General features: G+C 44.4%; 15 protein-coding genes and 2 pseudogenes. 7 read left to right on the top strand and 10 right to left on the bottom strand.

Annotated features, from left to right (window positions below; translation table 11 throughout):
* Positions 1–61: 61 nt before the first annotated feature.
* Positions 62–931 (bottom strand): metal-dependent hydrolase, encoded by an 870-nt coding sequence (locus F993_RS02485; protein WP_000149466.1) that lies wholly within the window; start codon positions 929–931, stop codon positions 62–64.
* Between the two features lie 656 nt (positions 932–1,587).
* On the opposite strand from F993_RS02485, the gene F993_RS02490 reads away from it, so the two are divergent.
* Complete coding sequence (locus F993_RS02490; RefSeq protein ID WP_004656998.1) at positions 1,588–1,818, top strand: IS5 family transposase; 231 nt, start codon at positions 1,588–1,590, stop codon at positions 1,816–1,818.
* A gap of 38 nt (positions 1,819–1,856) precedes the next feature.
* Here the strand turns inward: F993_RS02490 and F993_RS02495 are convergent, their stop codons facing one another.
* The 3 genes from F993_RS02495 to F993_RS02505 form a co-directional block, all read right to left on the bottom strand.
* Positions 1,857–3,071, bottom strand: a complete 1,215-nt coding sequence (locus F993_RS02495; protein WP_001193555.1) for an NAD(P)/FAD-dependent oxidoreductase — start codon at positions 3,069–3,071, stop codon at positions 1,857–1,859.
* A gap of 86 nt (positions 3,072–3,157) precedes the next feature.
* Positions 3,158–4,651 (bottom strand): cytochrome P450, encoded by a 1,494-nt coding sequence (locus F993_RS02500; protein WP_001089493.1) that lies wholly within the window; start codon positions 4,649–4,651, stop codon positions 3,158–3,160.
* 76 nt (positions 4,652–4,727) lie between these two features.
* Positions 4,728–5,048 carry a 2Fe-2S iron-sulfur cluster-binding protein gene (locus tag F993_RS02505; RefSeq protein WP_000078398.1) on the bottom strand — a complete coding sequence of 107 codons (321 nt, stop codon included), beginning with the start codon at positions 5,046–5,048 and terminating at the stop codon, positions 4,728–4,730.
* A gap of 139 nt (positions 5,049–5,187) precedes the next feature.
* Between F993_RS02505 and F993_RS02510 the strand changes: the two genes are divergently transcribed.
* On the top strand, positions 5,188–6,249 hold the full coding sequence (locus tag F993_RS02510) for a transcriptional regulator CypR (RefSeq protein WP_004656993.1): 1,062 nt from the start codon (positions 5,188–5,190) through the stop codon (positions 6,247–6,249).
* 240 nt (positions 6,250–6,489) lie between these two features.
* Here the strand turns inward: F993_RS02510 and F993_RS02515 are convergent, their stop codons facing one another.
* From F993_RS02515 to F993_RS02520, 3 genes and pseudogenes are all read right to left on the bottom strand, one after another.
* Positions 6,490–6,843: a recombinase family protein gene (locus F993_RS02515; RefSeq protein ID WP_009516421.1), complete on the bottom strand. Its 354-nt coding sequence runs from the start codon at positions 6,841–6,843 to the stop codon at positions 6,490–6,492.
* Positions 6,844–6,960: 117 nt separating this feature from the next.
* Positions 6,961–7,179: pseudogene (locus tag F993_RS0119815) on the bottom strand (ATP-binding protein); the annotation flags it as partial.
* A 16-nt stretch (positions 7,180–7,195) separates the two neighbouring features.
* Positions 7,196–9,331 (bottom strand): annotated as a pseudogene (locus tag F993_RS02520) (Tn3-like element ISAcsp1 family transposase); the annotation flags it as partial.
* Positions 9,332–9,387: 56 nt separating this feature from the next.
* Between F993_RS02520 and F993_RS02525 the strand changes: the two are divergent.
* Positions 9,388–10,320 (top strand): IS5-like element IS17 family transposase, encoded by a 933-nt coding sequence (locus F993_RS02525; protein ID WP_081401976.1) that lies wholly within the window; start codon positions 9,388–9,390, stop codon positions 10,318–10,320.
* 2 nt (positions 10,321–10,322) lie between these two features.
* The gene (locus F993_RS02530) at positions 10,323–10,790 is read left to right on the top strand and encodes a GIY-YIG nuclease family protein (protein ID WP_004656987.1); all 468 of its coding nucleotides are present in this window, start codon (positions 10,323–10,325) and stop codon (positions 10,788–10,790) included.
* A gap of 307 nt (positions 10,791–11,097) precedes the next feature.
* Here F993_RS02530 and F993_RS02535 read toward each other — a convergent pair whose 3' ends face one another.
* The 3 genes from F993_RS02535 to pncA all read right to left on the bottom strand — a co-directional run bounded on the left by F993_RS02535 (position 11,098) and on the right by pncA (position 13,144).
* Positions 11,098–11,736, bottom strand: a complete 639-nt coding sequence (locus tag F993_RS02535; RefSeq protein WP_004656984.1) for a YitT family protein — start codon at positions 11,734–11,736, stop codon at positions 11,098–11,100.
* Positions 11,737–11,955: 219 nt separating this feature from the next.
* On the bottom strand, positions 11,956–12,420 hold the full coding sequence (locus F993_RS02540; RefSeq protein WP_004656983.1) for an Lrp/AsnC family transcriptional regulator: 465 nt from the start codon (positions 12,418–12,420) through the stop codon (positions 11,956–11,958).
* A 91-nt stretch (positions 12,421–12,511) separates the two neighbouring features.
* Positions 12,512–13,144, bottom strand: coding sequence for a bifunctional nicotinamidase/pyrazinamidase (gene pncA, locus F993_RS02545; protein WP_004656981.1), 633 nt, complete (start codon positions 13,142–13,144; stop codon positions 12,512–12,514).
* Positions 13,145–13,435: 291 nt separating this feature from the next.
* Between pncA and dapA the strand changes: the two genes are divergently transcribed.
* From dapA to purC, 3 genes are read left to right on the top strand one after another with little or no spacing between them, the layout of a single operon-like run.
* Positions 13,436–14,329, top strand: a complete 894-nt coding sequence (dapA, locus tag F993_RS02550) for a 4-hydroxy-tetrahydrodipicolinate synthase (protein WP_004656980.1) — start codon at positions 13,436–13,438, stop codon at positions 14,327–14,329.
* A 15-nt stretch (positions 14,330–14,344) separates the two neighbouring features.
* Positions 14,345–14,947: a hypothetical protein gene (locus F993_RS02555; protein WP_004656978.1), complete on the top strand. Its 603-nt coding sequence runs from the start codon at positions 14,345–14,347 to the stop codon at positions 14,945–14,947.
* A 35-nt stretch (positions 14,948–14,982) separates the two neighbouring features.
* The gene (gene purC / locus F993_RS02560; protein WP_004656976.1) at positions 14,983–15,702 is read left to right on the top strand and encodes a phosphoribosylaminoimidazolesuccinocarboxamide synthase; all 720 of its coding nucleotides are present in this window, start codon (positions 14,983–14,985) and stop codon (positions 15,700–15,702) included.
* Positions 15,703–15,732: the final 30 nt, after the last annotated feature.

Raw genomic sequence — 15,732 nt, 5'->3', positions numbered from 1 at the left:
CAATAAGACAGGTTACTCGACTTGGTCAAGTCGAGTCGAGTCTTTCACGGTCTCTCCTGATCTATACAGCTTTTGCAATGGGGACATTAAAAACAATTCGTGACGCTTCCATAGGGTCTTGATGCTTATCATATTCAGCCAGCCAAGAATTAACCTTTTCTGGGATTTCGGTGTCGCTAGGATGGAAACCTGGCTTAAACCAGTCCAGATAGCGTGGAATAAGTCTGGTAATCAGGCCACGTGGTCCATAGAGGCGATAAAATCCCTTAGCAAGCACCAATGGCTGACCTTGTAGTTTGTCAATTTTCAACATATGCCAAAGAACTGAGCCAACCACCGCATGTACCAGTAGCGTTCCGATAATCAAAGCAGATGCGCGGGTGAAATACCCCCCACCTGCCGCTGTTTCGTAAACATCAAAGGCTACTGTTTTGTGTTCGACTTCTTCTACCCCATGCCACATGAACATGGCACGCATTGCGGGATGAGCATTCTTGAACATCTCACCCTCACCCTCCATAGCACCCTCGCCTAGTACAGCAGTAATATGTTCAAAGGCAGCTGTCATGGCCAACAGATACTTGGCGGGCAGGTGTTTTTGGGAGAGCCGAATAAATAATTTGAATCTTGCGATGACCTTTTCGACATGAATGCCTTGCGACTGCATCACCGCATTATACTGGTCATGCACAATGCCATGTTGCGCTTCTTGGCGAAAAAAGTTTTTGATATCTTCTCTCAGTTTAGGATCTGTGACCAGATCCTGATAGTTACGCACCGACTGAATAAAAAAACGCTCTCCATCGGGGAAGTGAATAGAAAGTGCATCAAAGAAGCGTGTTAACACCGGGTCACCGTCGTTCCAAAAAACTGGAACATCACTTAAATCAAACCGCGGCTTACGTGGCTGGATATTGATCATATGAGTCATGGCGAGAGTTTCCTTGTAAAGGCATCGAATGTCTGTAAACCTGCTATCACATTTGACCTTGAGCAATATTTTTCACCTTGGTCAGGCACAGCAAATATCACACAAGAATTCAACGGGTATTGGTCAAATGACCAAATGCATATTTTGAATATATATTGGTCGATTGACCAAATGTCAAGCCTGTCCTCAAAATTTGATAGAATGAGTTAACAACGCAGCAGGTGAGCCAGATCATCTTTGACATCGAATATAGCTACCAGACCTTTTGGCAGAGGTGTTTTTTTAATGTTAGTTTTTTTACATTAGAGTGTGTTGACGTTTGAAAATATTGATTGCAAATTGGAGGCAGACTCAGAGAATTAAAGCTCTCCCCATCCGAGTCCACCATGCCACGCTTTATGCTGAACGACCAACATTGAGCAAAGATTTCTCCTATGCTCAAGCAACAGGACATTGATCACAAACCAAATTTACGGCTCACCGTAGAAGCCATGCTCTACAGAATGTGGGTGAAATGTCCATGGCTAGACCTACCTCCTGACTGAGTTTGGTCAGCAGCCTAATCTCTACAAAAGATACAACGACTGGTCAGCAAAAGGTTTTTTCCAAAGCATACTCAGGGTTTTATCTACTGACTCTGATATAGAGTAGGGGTTATGGATAGCAATTACGTCAAGGCACATCAACATAATGCACGTGCTGCAACTCACGATCAGGAGGCGATTGGCTTAAGTCGAGGTAGCAAGACAAGTAAGATCCATCTTGCCGTAGATGGGTATGGATTACCCATCGTGTTTGCGATCACGGGTGGTGAATTACACAAAGCCAAAGCTGCACCTGACTTGCTCTCACAGGTATCTATCGATGCCATTCTGATTAACATCTGAATCAGCGTAATGCAAATCTAGCCTGATGTAGTTTTAAGCTACCCCATCAACGCCTGTACCGCAATCGACTCATCCGCCAACCGCAGTGGATCGACCGCCGTACCAGCCGTGATCAGCTTTTTGCTTAGCATAAACTCCTGCGGACGATTCACACAATCCGCCGCAATCAGGCGACCCGCCTGCAAATAAAACGCTGCAAAGCTACGCCTTTGCTGCACATCACCCCGAATCACGATCTGATCATACCCCTGACTGAGTCCCGCAATCTGCAACTTTAGATCATACTGATCTGACCAAAACCAAGGCAAACTCTTCGAGGTCCGCTGTAAGCCACACAAGGTCGCCGAGGCAATTTTGGCCTGTTCATTGGCGTTTGGTACCGACTCCAAGCGCATCCGCCGCTGATAAATCGGATTAAACGCATTGGCACAATCCCCGATGGCCACAATCTCTGGCGCACTGGTACGGCAATACTCATCAATCACAATACCATTGTCCACCTGCAAGCCCGCGTCCAGCGCCAACTCGATATTCGGTACAACCCCGACCCCGATGATCACCAGATCTGCATCGAACATCGAACCATCGGCACACAGCACCGCTTGCGCCCGCCCCTCACCCGTGATCGCCGTGACCGACACACCGGTATGAATCGTCACACCCTGTTCGCGATGAATCCGCGTATAAAAGTCCGACACTTCCGGTGCAGTTACCCGCTGCAAAATCCGCTCGGCGGCTTCCAAGACCACCACCTGCATGCCCTGCTCGGTCAATGCGGCGGCTGTTTCAAGACCGATATAGCCACCACCGATCACCACTGCTTTGCCGTTGGGTTGTACAAATGGCTGGATAGCCTGTACATCGCTGATATTTCTAAGATAATGCACACCTGCCAAATCAGACCCAGCCAGCGACACCGTCCTGACTCGTGCACCGGTACACAGCGCCAACTGGTCATACGCAAGCGTACTGCCATCTTGTAGTGTCACGCTGCGCGCTGCCCGATCAATCGCAACCACCCGCCCGTGCCGAAATTCGATCTGATTTTTTTGATAAAAAGCGGCTGGCCGAATCAATAACTCATCGACCAGTTGTGCACCGCATAAAAAGGTCTTGGACAACGGCGGTCGATGATACGGCAAATACGGCTCATCGCCGATCACCACAATCTCGCCCTGCCAGCCATCTGGCCGCAGACTTGCCGCCAACTGCGCCGCAGCATGACTTGCGCCAATGATGACGATTGTTTGCATATGAATTCACTCAGTTCATGGTTGATGCACAGCATCAATTGTTGCCGACGACAGTTGCAAAATGCCTCTGTCGCCTATTTTGATACCTACGCTTTGGCAGTCAGTTTGACCATCATCTTGGCATAGCCGCGCACAAAGTTAGATTGCACAATTTCTGGCTCACCCAAAACCTCAATATTTTCAAAACGCTGAAGCAGCTCTTCCCATAAGATTCGCAACTGCATCTCGGCCAAGCGATTACCCATACAGCGATGCACACCAAAACCAAATGACAGATGATTACGCGCACCTTTACGATCAATGATCAATTCATCAGGTCGCTCAATCACTCGCTCATCGCGGTTGCCAGAAACGTACCACATCACCACCTTGTCGCCTTTTTTGATGGTCTGACCGTTAAGCTCTACATCTTGCTTGGCAATCCGACGCATATAGGCCAGCGGGGTTTGCCAGCGAATAATTTCGGATACCATGTTCGGGATCAAGCTCGGATTGTTTTTGAGTTTGACGAACTCATTTGGAAACAGGTTAAGTGCGTATACCCCACCCGTCATCGAGTTGCGTGTGGTATCGTTGCCGCCGACAATTAGCAAGACCAAATTGCCCATAAACTCCATCGGCCGATAAATCAGGTCTTTAGTCGCTTCGTTTGACTGCATCAAGCTGATCAAATCATAGCCCATTTCAGCGCCTGCAGATTTTTGTGCGGCTTTTCTATGCCATAACTCCGCAAAATGCTTTGCTGCATCGACTGCTGCATCAAAAATCTCATCCAAATTTGTCACTGTCCCACCTGTGGCCTCCGCAGTGCCAGCCATCAAGTCTGACCATTCAACCAATTTGTGCCGCTTTTCGTATGGGAAATCAAATAATGTTGCCAACATACGGGCTGTCAGCTCAATCGAAACATTCTGCACCCAATCAAACGGCTGATCCGTTGGCAACTGATCCAAAACCTCTTGCACGCGTAGCCGAATCAAACCCTCTAGCTCTTTGAGATTTTTTGGTGCGACTACATCCTGTACGGCCTGCCGCTGCACATCGTGCTTGGGTGGGTCCATTGCAATAAACATTTCAGCATCTAACCCAGGAGGGGTGTTGCCAATCGCGATCACAGGTTCAGCTGAAAAAATCTCATGATTTTTATCGACATAGACAATATCATCGTAACGCGTGACCGACCAAAATGCCCCAAACGGACTGTTGGCTTGATAATGTACCGGTGCTTCATCACGCAGCCGCTTAAAGTAAGACTGCCATTTTTTTTGCTTGTATAAAAATGGGTTGCTAACATCAATCTCAGCAAGTGCCAGTGTTGCAACTTCTGGAATCGGTTGCTCGATAAATGCAGGAAATTCTTGCACGTTAAACACACGGAATTTGGCTTTTTGCATCCACTGAATGCCGCGAACCTGCGTGTGCAATGGGACAAAACGGGTCACTTGACCATGCAAAAACTGCTTGCCCGTTTGAAACTGCTCATTAGACTTGACTTTATCCGTAACCGTGGTTGCTACGTCTGCAGCGGTGCTGGTGACAGTTTGGGTTATTTTCTCAAAAATTTCTGCGACTGAGTTCATGATGGTCTCCTGACTGAGCATCGTTGACGAGGTGTGTTTGTTAAGGCGGTTGATCCGCTGGGTTACAGCTGACGTGTTACATCTGAAACTCAGGCAGATGTACCGTCATGCCATCCATTGCATCGGTCACTTGGATACAACACGCCAAACGTGAGGTGGCAGCACGCTCTGGGGTCATTTCCAACATCTGCTGCTCATTCGCTTGTGCCGTACCCGCAACATCCGACCACTCAGCACTGACAATCACGTGGCAGGTACCACAGGCGCATTCGCCACCGCAATCCCCATCAATTCCGGCAACACCGTTTTCAACCGCCAACTGCATTAGTGACTTACCCGCTTCGATTGCAACGCTGGTTTGTGCACCATCGTGGGCAATAAATGTAATTTGGCTCATGGCTACGACTCCGATTTGGCTTAATTTCACTGTTCAAGCTCAAGATTACGCACTCTCTGCGGTTCTGTAGAGGTTATTATTTGACAAATAGAGGTCATAAAAAGACAATATTACCTCGTCAGCCAATAAAGCATATTCCATGTATCAGACTCACTCAGGCAAAGAACCCGCGATCATTCCGTGTAGCTATACCCGTTTGATCGGTCGAGAACTGGACTTACAAGCGCGCGATCTGCCGAAATTATTAAAATTCACTGCGCTGACCACTGAGCAACTGATGCGTGATGACACCATGATCACGGCCAGCCAACAGATTCAAATCTTACAAAATAGCTTGGAGTTGTCCGCATCCGATCAGTTTGGCTTGCGTTTAGGGCAGCGGCTCACGCCGTCAACACATGGCTCGATGGGCTTTTTAATCAATAGCAGCCCGAACTTATTGGCCGTGTTACAAGCGTTTCAAACTTTTTTGCCGACCCGTATGAGTTTGATTAGGCTCGAAACACACACCAATGCTGAGTGGACGACCTGCTTGATTTTCTTTGAGCAGACCTTGAGTCATGCAGTACATCGGCTACTGTCCGAAACTGTTGCGGTGATTTTTTCGGAATGTGCCGAATTTATTGTTGGACGACCGCTGACCGAGGCGGTGATTCAGTTTAGCCATCCCGCCCCCGATCATCATGCCTGTTACGCGGATTATCTTGCCGGTACCTATCAGTTTGATCAGCCACAACTGTCGATCCGAGTGCCGACCGAGTTGTGCTTGATTGCCAATGCATCCGCGCAGCACGATAGCTATCTGCTGGCGATGCAACAATGCGAAATGATCCTCAACCGGCTCAAGACCCAACAACACAGCACCACCTACCAAGTGCAAAAAGCCATGCTGTCCTATCCGCTCGGGCAACTGAGTGAAGAGGATCTGGCTGCAGCCTTGTTTATGAATAAGCGTACGCTGGCCAGACGTCTGGTCAAAGAGAACACGAGTTACCGGCTGATTCGAGATCGGATTTTATCTGAGAAAGCCAGTAGTTATTTACATGACCCTCAAATATCGGTCGAGGCAATTGCCAGCTTACTGAATTACCACGACTCTGCTAATTTTCGGCGCGCGTTTAAACGCTGGTTTGGTGTATCACCAAGTGCTTATCGGCGAAAAATCACCCATCGGCAAGAAGAAAATGACCTGAGAGAATGAGGTTGTTCGTATGATTGTTAATACGTTGAAACATCAATACGCCCTAGAAAAATACCTTAAAACGCTATGTCAGAGATGGCAATCATATGGCAGCCCTCCACTTCCAATCCGATAACCTCAACTCAACCCAACGCTTGCAACCCGCTGTGAACTCTGTAGAGGTTTTAATTCCCATTGCAGCCCATCCACCGTCAATGTCTTCAGTTAGGGGTCGTCTCAGGAAACGGAAAATATAGCACGCTAAGGATTTTCACTCCGACTTCTTTTAACGATATCCAACACGGTATTTTTGCTTAGATTGACCAGCCGACCGACTTGTCGATAAGAGTGTCCAGCAGACACCAACTCCAACACTTTAGGTGCCAGACGATCTGACTTGGTACGTTGACCAGGACGACGACCAAACACAACGCCACGCGCTTGTGCCGCTGCTACACCAGAGCGCACACGTTCACGTAGTAAATCTCCCTCAAACTCTGCTAATGCAGACATCACAGAAGCCATGAGCTTTCCCTGAGATGTGGAAAGGTCAAACTGCAAACCTGTTTGTGCCACCAGAGATACCCCGAAATGCCCAAGATTGTTGACGCTCACTTAATATTGACCAGCGATGCTCGTTGAATATTGACCAGGCATTTAAGCAATGTAGCGTACTACACTGCTGTGGATAAATCGATCAATTGCTGTTGCTTTTTCTTCACTGATCGACGGTTAAAATAACTCTCCTTTCTCTGCTTCTCGTTTCTTTATACGCTGCTTGGCTTCCTCCGTGCTTTGCTTAAAACGATAGGATTCATTACCCGTTTCGATGATATGGCAATGATGAGTCAGTCGATCCAGCAGTGCAGTCGTCAACTTAGCATCACCAAATACATTGCTCCATTCCGAGAAGCTCAAGTTCGTCGTAATGATAGGGGTCGTCTCAGGAAACGGAAAATATAGCACGCTAAGGTTTTTCAATTGCGCGCAATGGCCTAAATTTTCCACCACCTATCTTGGCTTTGCTTCGCCATAGATAATCCCCAGTTAAATTGATGTGCTCCCACCCCAGCGGTGACAGATATTGCAGCAAGGTATCATCGACTGTGCGACCATGCCCTCGTAGGGCGTTAGTCGCTCTCTCTAAATAAACCGTGTTCCACAATACAATGGCGGCGGTCACTAGATTCAAGCCACTGGCTCGATAACGCTGTTGCTCAAAGCTTCGATCTCGAATCTCACCCAATCGATAAAAGAAAACGGCGCGCGCTAATGCATTACGGGCTTCACCTTTATTTAATCCAGCTTGAACCCGACGGCGTAGTTCTACGCTTTGCAACCAATCCAAGATAAACAGTGTGCGCTCAATACGCCCCAGCTCTCGTAATGCCAATGCCAAACCATTCTGTCGTGGATAACTACCGAGTTTACGTAGCATTAGCGACGCTGTGACAGTCCCTTGCTTGATTGATGCGGCCAGACGCAAAATATCGTCCCAATGAGTACGAATCTGTTTGATATTCAGTGTGCCGCCAATCATGGGTTTAAGTGCGGCATAGTCTATGTCTGACTTTGGAATATAGAGTTTCGTATCGCCCAGATCACGAATTCGTGGTGCAAATCGAAACCCTAGCATGTGCATGAGTGCAAAAACATGGTCGGTGAATCCAGCCGTATCGGTGTAGTGTTCCTCGATGCGTAAATCAGACTCGTGATACAGCAGCCCATCAAGAACATAGGTTGAATCACGAACGCCCACATTGATCAGCTTACTGCTAAATGGTGCGTATTGATCAGAAATGTGTGTATAAAATAACCTTCCAGGCTCTGCGCCATATTTTGGATTGATATGTCCTGTACTTTCAGCTCTGCCACCTGCGCGGAAGCGTTGGCCATCTGATGAGGAGGTAGTGCCATCTCCCCAGTTTTCAGCGAAAGGTTGTTTCAATTGAGCATTCACCAATTCGGCCAATGCCGTTGAATAAGTTTCATCACGGATATGCCAAGCCTGTAGCCATGAGAGTTTGGCATAAGTTGTACCAGGACATGATTCGGCCATTTTCGTCAGCCCTAAATTAATTGCATCAGCCAGTATGGTCGTGAGCAATAACGCTTTATCCTTCGCAGTGTCATCCGTTTTCAAATGAGTGAAGTGTCGAGTAAAGCCTGTCCATTCATCGACCTCCATTAATAATTCGGTGATCTTGATATGTGGTAACAGCATTGCTGTTTGGTCAATTAAAGTTTGGGCTGTATCAGGAGCCACGGCATCGAGAGGTGTTATTTTTAGACCAGATTGATTGATCATCGCATCAGGCAAATCGTTGGTCGCTGCCATGCGATTAATGATTGCTAATTTCTGCTCCAATAGTGAAAGGCGACTTTGCAAATATAGATCACAATCAGTAGTAATGGTTAGAGGTAACTCATTGGACTGTTTTAGCTGATTAAATTTATCAGCAGTCACTAAATACTCATCGAAGTCTTTGAATTGGCGAGAGCCTTGTACCCAGAGATCCCCAGCCCGTAGCGAGTTTTTAAGTTCAGATAACACACATATTTCGTAATAGCGGCGATCAATACCATCATCGGTAAAGACTAGTCTTGCCCACCGTTTTTTGATAAACGCTATTGGAGCATTAGAGGGGATTTTTCGTGTATTATCAACATTCATGCTGCGGAGCAACTCTACAGCGGCAAGCATATCTTTTGCTGCTGGGGCAGCACGCAATTTAAGTATGGCAAGAAGTTCTGGCGCGTAACGGCGTAAAGTTGCATAGCTCTCGCCAATTCGTGGTAAAAAATCAAAGTCTTCGGGTTGCGCCAGTTTTTCTGCCTCAGTAATACTTGCTGCAAAAGCATCCCATGAAATAACAGTTTCGATGGCGGCAAACGGATCACTGCCATTTTGCTTGGCATCTAGCAAGGCTTTCCCGATAAGCCCATACAAACGCACTTTGTCGTTGATCGCTTTACCTGATGATTGAAATTGTTGCTGGTGTTTATTTTTTGCGATAGCAAATAGCTTTCCAATAATGCGATCATGCAGGTCAATAATTTCGTCGGTGATCGTGGCCATACTCTCCACAACGATTGCTACCAAAGGGCTTTGTTGCACAAACCTATCTGTAAAGGCTTTTTCAGCGATATAATTTTCAAATGAAGAAGCCTACACACAAAATCTACCGCACAACCAATTGGCCCGCATATAACCGAGCACTCATGAGTCGCGGAAATATTGCCATTTGGTTTGATCCTGCTACGCAATGGTATGCTCCATCAAAAGGCAAACAAGGGCGAAATCAAACCTACTCCGACGCAGCTATCCAATGCTGCTTAATGATTAAATCTCTATTCCGTTTGTCTTTACGTATGGTTACTGGCTTTGTGCAAAGTCTGATTAAACTTTGCGGATTAAATTGGACAGCACCAGATTATTCCACCATTTGTAGAAGACAAAAGCATATTGATATTGCAATCAGCTACCAAAAAAGTAGCGATGGGCTGCATCTACTCGTAGACTCTACAGGCATGAAGTTTCTAGGTGAGGGCGAATGGAAACGCAAGAAACATGGAGCTGAATATCGTCGCCAATGGCGTAAACTACATATTGGTATAGATGCCAAAACCCTACAAATACGCGCTATTCAGCTCACAACCAATAATGTCAGTGATTCACAGGTGCTTGGTGATTTACTTAATCAGATTCCACAAGATGAGCAGATTGACTCTGTTTATACCGATGGAGCTTATGACACCAAGCAATGCCGTCAGGTCATTGCAGATCGGCAAGCATATGCGGTGATTCCACCTAGAAAAAATGCGAAACCATGGAAAGATACAAAGAGTAGATCGCTAGAGCGAAATAAATTACTTCGAACAGTTAAACGTTTAGGCAGGACATTATGGAAAAAATGGTCAGGCTATCATCGCCAAAGTTTGGTGGAAACCAAGATGCATTGCATCAAATTATTAGGCGATAAATTAATGGCAAGAAGCTTTCCTAGTCAGGTGAATGAAATTCATGCACGTGTAGCAGTTCTCAACAGATTTACGGAATTAGGTCGACCACTTACCCAAGTTACGCCTTAAATTTGGCACAATTAGGGGCGCTTTGCATTTCAAATCTTTGTGCAACAAAGCCCATCGAAATTAAAAGTGGCACTATTTATGTCTTGCGAAGTAAGTCAGATAACTCATTCATTAAAGAGCATAAAGATGTCATTCACAAAATTGGTGTGACCACAAGTAAGGTCAACCAGCGGATTACTGATGCAAAGAATGATCCTACTTATCTACTCGCAGATGTTGAGCTTGTTGCTAGCTATGGGTTACCAGAAAATATTGTGCCGCATAAATTAGAAAAGTTGATTCATAAGGTCCTACAATCAGCTCAGTTGGATATTAATATCGAAGATAGATTTGGGAAACCTGTAAAACCAAAAGAATGGTTCTTGGTTTCTCTTAACATCATTAATGACATTATTAATCATATTAAAAAAGGCTCTATTGAGACTGTTTACTACGATGCGGAAAAAGCTCAGCTAATTTCCACATCTTAGTATGAAACTTTATTGTATATATTTTCTGAGTTGAACTCCTCAAGCATGAGCTTGGTATGAAACTTTATTGTTTGTCCTAATATGAAAAATCAACCGCTTACCAAGATTTTAGTATGATACTTTATTGTCTAATTACATCGTTTGTACGACGCTGATACATAAAAAAAGCGCCATAAACTAATTCTTTATGGCGCTTTTTTTTGGATTTGTCATGATCTCAGTCATTTAATAGATCAGATTTAGCATCTGATGATCAATATAGATTGTGTTCTGCAACAGTCAGGTTAATAACCGAAAGGCAAATGCATCAAGCCACATAACGTGTAGTTTTATGATTCAATAAAATGATTGAATTCAAAATAATGACACCAAAAATCGAGATCAAAATCAGCTTCCAGTCCACAAACAGCAATGAGGTTAATAAGATCACCACATCAATGCCCATTTGCACTTTTCCTGCTGGAATTTTAAAACGTTCCTGCAAATACAACGCCAGTAGGTTGATACCACCTAAACTCGAACGATGTCTAAATAGAATCAAAAAACTCACCCCCATCAAGACGTTGGCAAAAATCGTAGCGTAGATTGGGTTAACATCGGAGAGGTGAAAAAATTGTGGAATAATTTCAGTAAATCCCGCCAATAATGCAACGGCAATAAAGGTTTTCACTACCAGTGCGATGCCCATCTTTTTATAGGCAAAATAATAAAATGGAATATTGATCAGGAAAAATAACACGCCGAACTTCAGATCGGTAATGTAGTGAATCAGCAAAGATAGACCTGCTGTCCCCCCCGTCATAATGCCTGCCTGCTGCAATAAAGTCATTGCAAAAGACAGAATGAATGTTCCGATCAACATTGCCAATGCATCTTCAATTTTAGAGTGCTGCTCAATCACAGGCATGACTGGACTTACCAGAGATACATTTTGCTCGGTATTCATAACGGTACAACTCAAATAGGAGAACAGCTAAAGGGAGAGAGATCTTTCAAAGAAAGACATGGCATATTTGATCATTTTTATTAAAATTTCGCAATTTATTCTTATATTTTTGCCATAAATGCAATTTATATTCAAAATAATCCATTTCGAATAGTCTATGCGCTTCGATCAGCCTTGCTCTAACTTTGTCTTAGATCAAACGACAATAAAATCCTGTTTTTATTTAATCGCAATTCCGTTTTCTTTTAATTTTTCCAGCACAATTGAAGTATTGAGATTACTGACACCAAAGTTCTTGGAAGACAAAATCCCGATGAGTTTGACCATCTCATCCAGATTTTTAACTGCCACTTTAAGGGCAAAATCATAACTGCCTGTCAGTTTATGAATATCTTTCACAGCAGGTTCGTGCATCAAGAATTCAACAAAACGATCATGGGTTGCATCACTATAGTTCTGCAATTTCACTTCAATAATACCCATGATCGGCGCAGGATCAGCACTCAATGCAATTTGTGCATAATAACCCGTGATAATTTTCTTCTGTTCAAGCTGAACCCGACGGCGTGAACATTGCGAGGTCGATAAACCGACCAATTCAGCCAATTCCTGATTGGCTAAGCGTCCATTCATTTGTAAATGATGGATAATTTTTTGATCAAAATCATCAAGTTCGATGGTCATAAAATGCTCAGTTTAGGTTTAAGGCATAATTTAACTGATGCTGGTGCATCAACCTGAGAAGTGTAACGCCTTTAGATCAAACAGCTCAAGCTTATGCCAAAATTGCAGCAGACTGAATCCGCTGAATCCCATGTGCTGACATACTTTGCCATGCACTGTGTAATGAACCATTCAGATCAATCGCTTTACAGGCATCCTCAATCACATAGGTTTTAAAACCCATCTGTGCGGCATCCAAGGCTGTCCATGCCACACAAAAATCAGTGGCAATGCCCACAATATAGACCGTATCAATTTGATGTTCTTGAAGATAGCCCTTTAATCCCGTCGGGGTTTTACGATCTGCTTCCATAAAGGCGGAATAGCTATCAATATTAACGTGAAAGCCTTTACGAATAATCAATTGTGCCGTTGGAATATCTAAAGCAGGATGAAATTCGGCATCCGACGTCCCCTGTACACAATGCTTTGGCCACAATACCTGCGTACCATAAGGTAACTCAATGGTTTCAAAAGGCGCTTTATGTGCATGATTGTCAGCGAAAGAAATATGTTGATCAGGATGCCAGTCTTGGGTCAGCACCACTGTTTCAAACTGATGTGCCAATTGATTAATCACAGGAATAATCTGATCAGCATCCGTGACTGCCAAGTTCCCACCCGGGGTAAACCCATTTTGCACATCGACAACAATTAATGCACTGTGTTTTGAATCGCTTTGCATCTCATTATTCAACCTAGATCGCTCCTTGTACAATACGCTGCCTCATTGTTTCTGACTAGCCAAACAGACACAAACTTTTCATAAGATGAAAATCATTCAAGTAAAAGATGAATTAAAGTTTTCGGCTGTTTGACTAAAGCATATTGTTCTTATGCCGCCGATCAGTCATAATTTGCATAATTGTCATTCAATCGAATTCATTATTGAACGACGAATCAAAATACTGCAACCATCCAATATTTCGTTTCAACTAATTCAATCTCGGATGGGAAAATAGGATAGTTTTTTAAAATGACTCAGCTAGCACAGAATATTCAAGGCTCAATTGTCGCACTCGTCACCCCTATGTTTGAAGATGGTCGCGTAGATTGGAAGAGCCTTGAGAAGCTCGTTGAGTGGCACATCCAACAAGGTACACATAGTATTGTTGCTGTTGGCACAACGGGCGAAGCGTCTACATTAAGCATGGAAGAACACACACAAGTCATCAAAGAAGTGATTCGTGTAGCCAATAAACGCATCCCAATTATCGCGGGCACAGGTGCAAACTCAACTCACGAAGCAATCGAACTCACTAAAGCAGCGAAAGAACTCGGTGCCGATGCCGCATTGCTCGTGACGCCATATTATAATAAACCCACACAAGAAGGCTTATATCAACACTATAAAGCGATTGCTGAAGCAGTTGATATTCCACAAATTCTTTATAATGTTCCAGGTCGTACTGGCGTTGACATGCAAAATGAAACTGTGATTCGTCTTGCCGATGTTAAAAACATTGTTGGGATTAAAGATGCAACAGGTGATGTACCCCGTGGTCAAGCCCTCATCGAAGGTTTAAAAGGTAAAATCGCAGTTTACTCAGGCGATGATGAAACCGCTTGGGAACTGATTTTGCTGGGTGCGAAAGGCAATATCTCGGTTACCGCCAATGTTGCACCAAAACAAATGAGCGAAGTTTGTGAAGCAGCTTTAGCTGGCGATCAAGCCAAAGCACAAAGTTTGAATCAACAAATTGCAAATCTACACAATATTTTGTTTTGCGAATCAAACCCAATTCCTGTGAAATGGGCATTGCATGAGATGGGATACATTAGTACAGGTCTACGCCTGCCTTTAACCGCTCTCGCAGAACAATATCGTGAACCGCTCCGCACAGATTTAAAAACTGCGGGCATTATTTAATACGAGCAATTTATGATGCAATTACGTCTTGGTGTTGTCCTTGTCATTTCAGCTTTAAGTTTGGCTGGTTGTGGTCGTTTTGCCCTCAATAATCATTCTTTAGATTATAAAAAAGCGCAAGCGCTTGAACCACTCAAATTCCCTGAGAATGCAACGGTAAGACCATTCACGCCATTGTATCCAGCACCAACGGTTGATCCACTTGCGATTCAACATGCGCCAACATTTGAAAACAAAACTGGCAACCGTTATGCATTACCTCGTCCAGAGTCAATGCAAACTGCAAGCACTACCACTGAAGCGACAGCAACGACATTAGGTCGTCCACAATTGGTGATGGATGGAAATAAAAACCCATTACTGAAAGTGGAAGGTCCAACGGCAACTGCTTGGCAATATGCCTTTGCAACCGTAAGCAGCCTCAACTACCAAGTCATCTCTCAGGCAGATCATGGCTATGAAGCAACGATTAAGGTGGGTGAACAAAACTACCTATTGAAGCTTTCTGCGGTTGGCTCAAGCAATACTATTGCCCTCTTCAAACTCGACACGACTTTTGCAGAACCAGCGGTTGCAACTGAAGTGTTAGCCCAGATTTACCAAAATTGGCCAGCCTAGCCGTTTACTAGGCATTTTTTTCAAAAGGTTCCCTCATGTTAAAACAAACCTTGCTCTATACTGGTAAAGCTAAATCTGTATACGAGACAGATAACGCTGATCACCTGATTTTGGTCTTTCGTGATGATGCCTCGGCATTCAATGGCGAAAAAATCGAGCAACTCGATCGTAAGGGCAAGGTCAACAACCGTTTTAACGCCTTCATCATGGATAAATTAGCTGCAGCTGGTATTGAAACGCATTTTGAAAAATTGCTTTCTCCAACTGAAGTGCTAGTTAAAAAACTTCAGATGATTCCGGTTGAATGTGTCATCCGCAACTATGCAGCGGGTTCATTGTGCCGTCGTTTAGGTGTTGAAGAAGGTAAGGAACTCACCCCACCAACATTTGAATTATTCTTTAAAGATGATGCGCTTGGCGATCCAATGGTGAACGAATCTCAAGCAATTGCTTTAGGTTGGGCGACTGCAGAACAGCTTGAAAAAATGAAAGAATTGACTTACCAAGTGAATGATGTGCTTAAAGCATTATTCGATGCAGGTAATATGATTCTGGTTGATTTCAAACTTGAATTCGGCGTATTCCACGACCGCATCGTATTGGGTGATGAATTCTCTCCAGACGGTTGCCGTTTATGGGACAAAGACACCAAGAAAAAATTGGATAAAGACCGTTTCCGCCAAGGTTTAGGTGGTGTGGTTGAAGCATATGAAGAAGTTGCTGCACGTTTAGGCATTAACTTAGACGATATCTAAGCCTAGCTAAGCTGTTACTTCTAAACAAAA

It is taken from the genome of Acinetobacter proteolyticus (genome assembly GCF_000367945.1).
GTDB lineage: Bacteria > Pseudomonadota > Gammaproteobacteria > Pseudomonadales > Moraxellaceae > Acinetobacter > Acinetobacter proteolyticus.
Note: the sequence above shows the minus strand (reverse complement) of the source record. Positions and strands in the feature narration are given on the sequence as shown.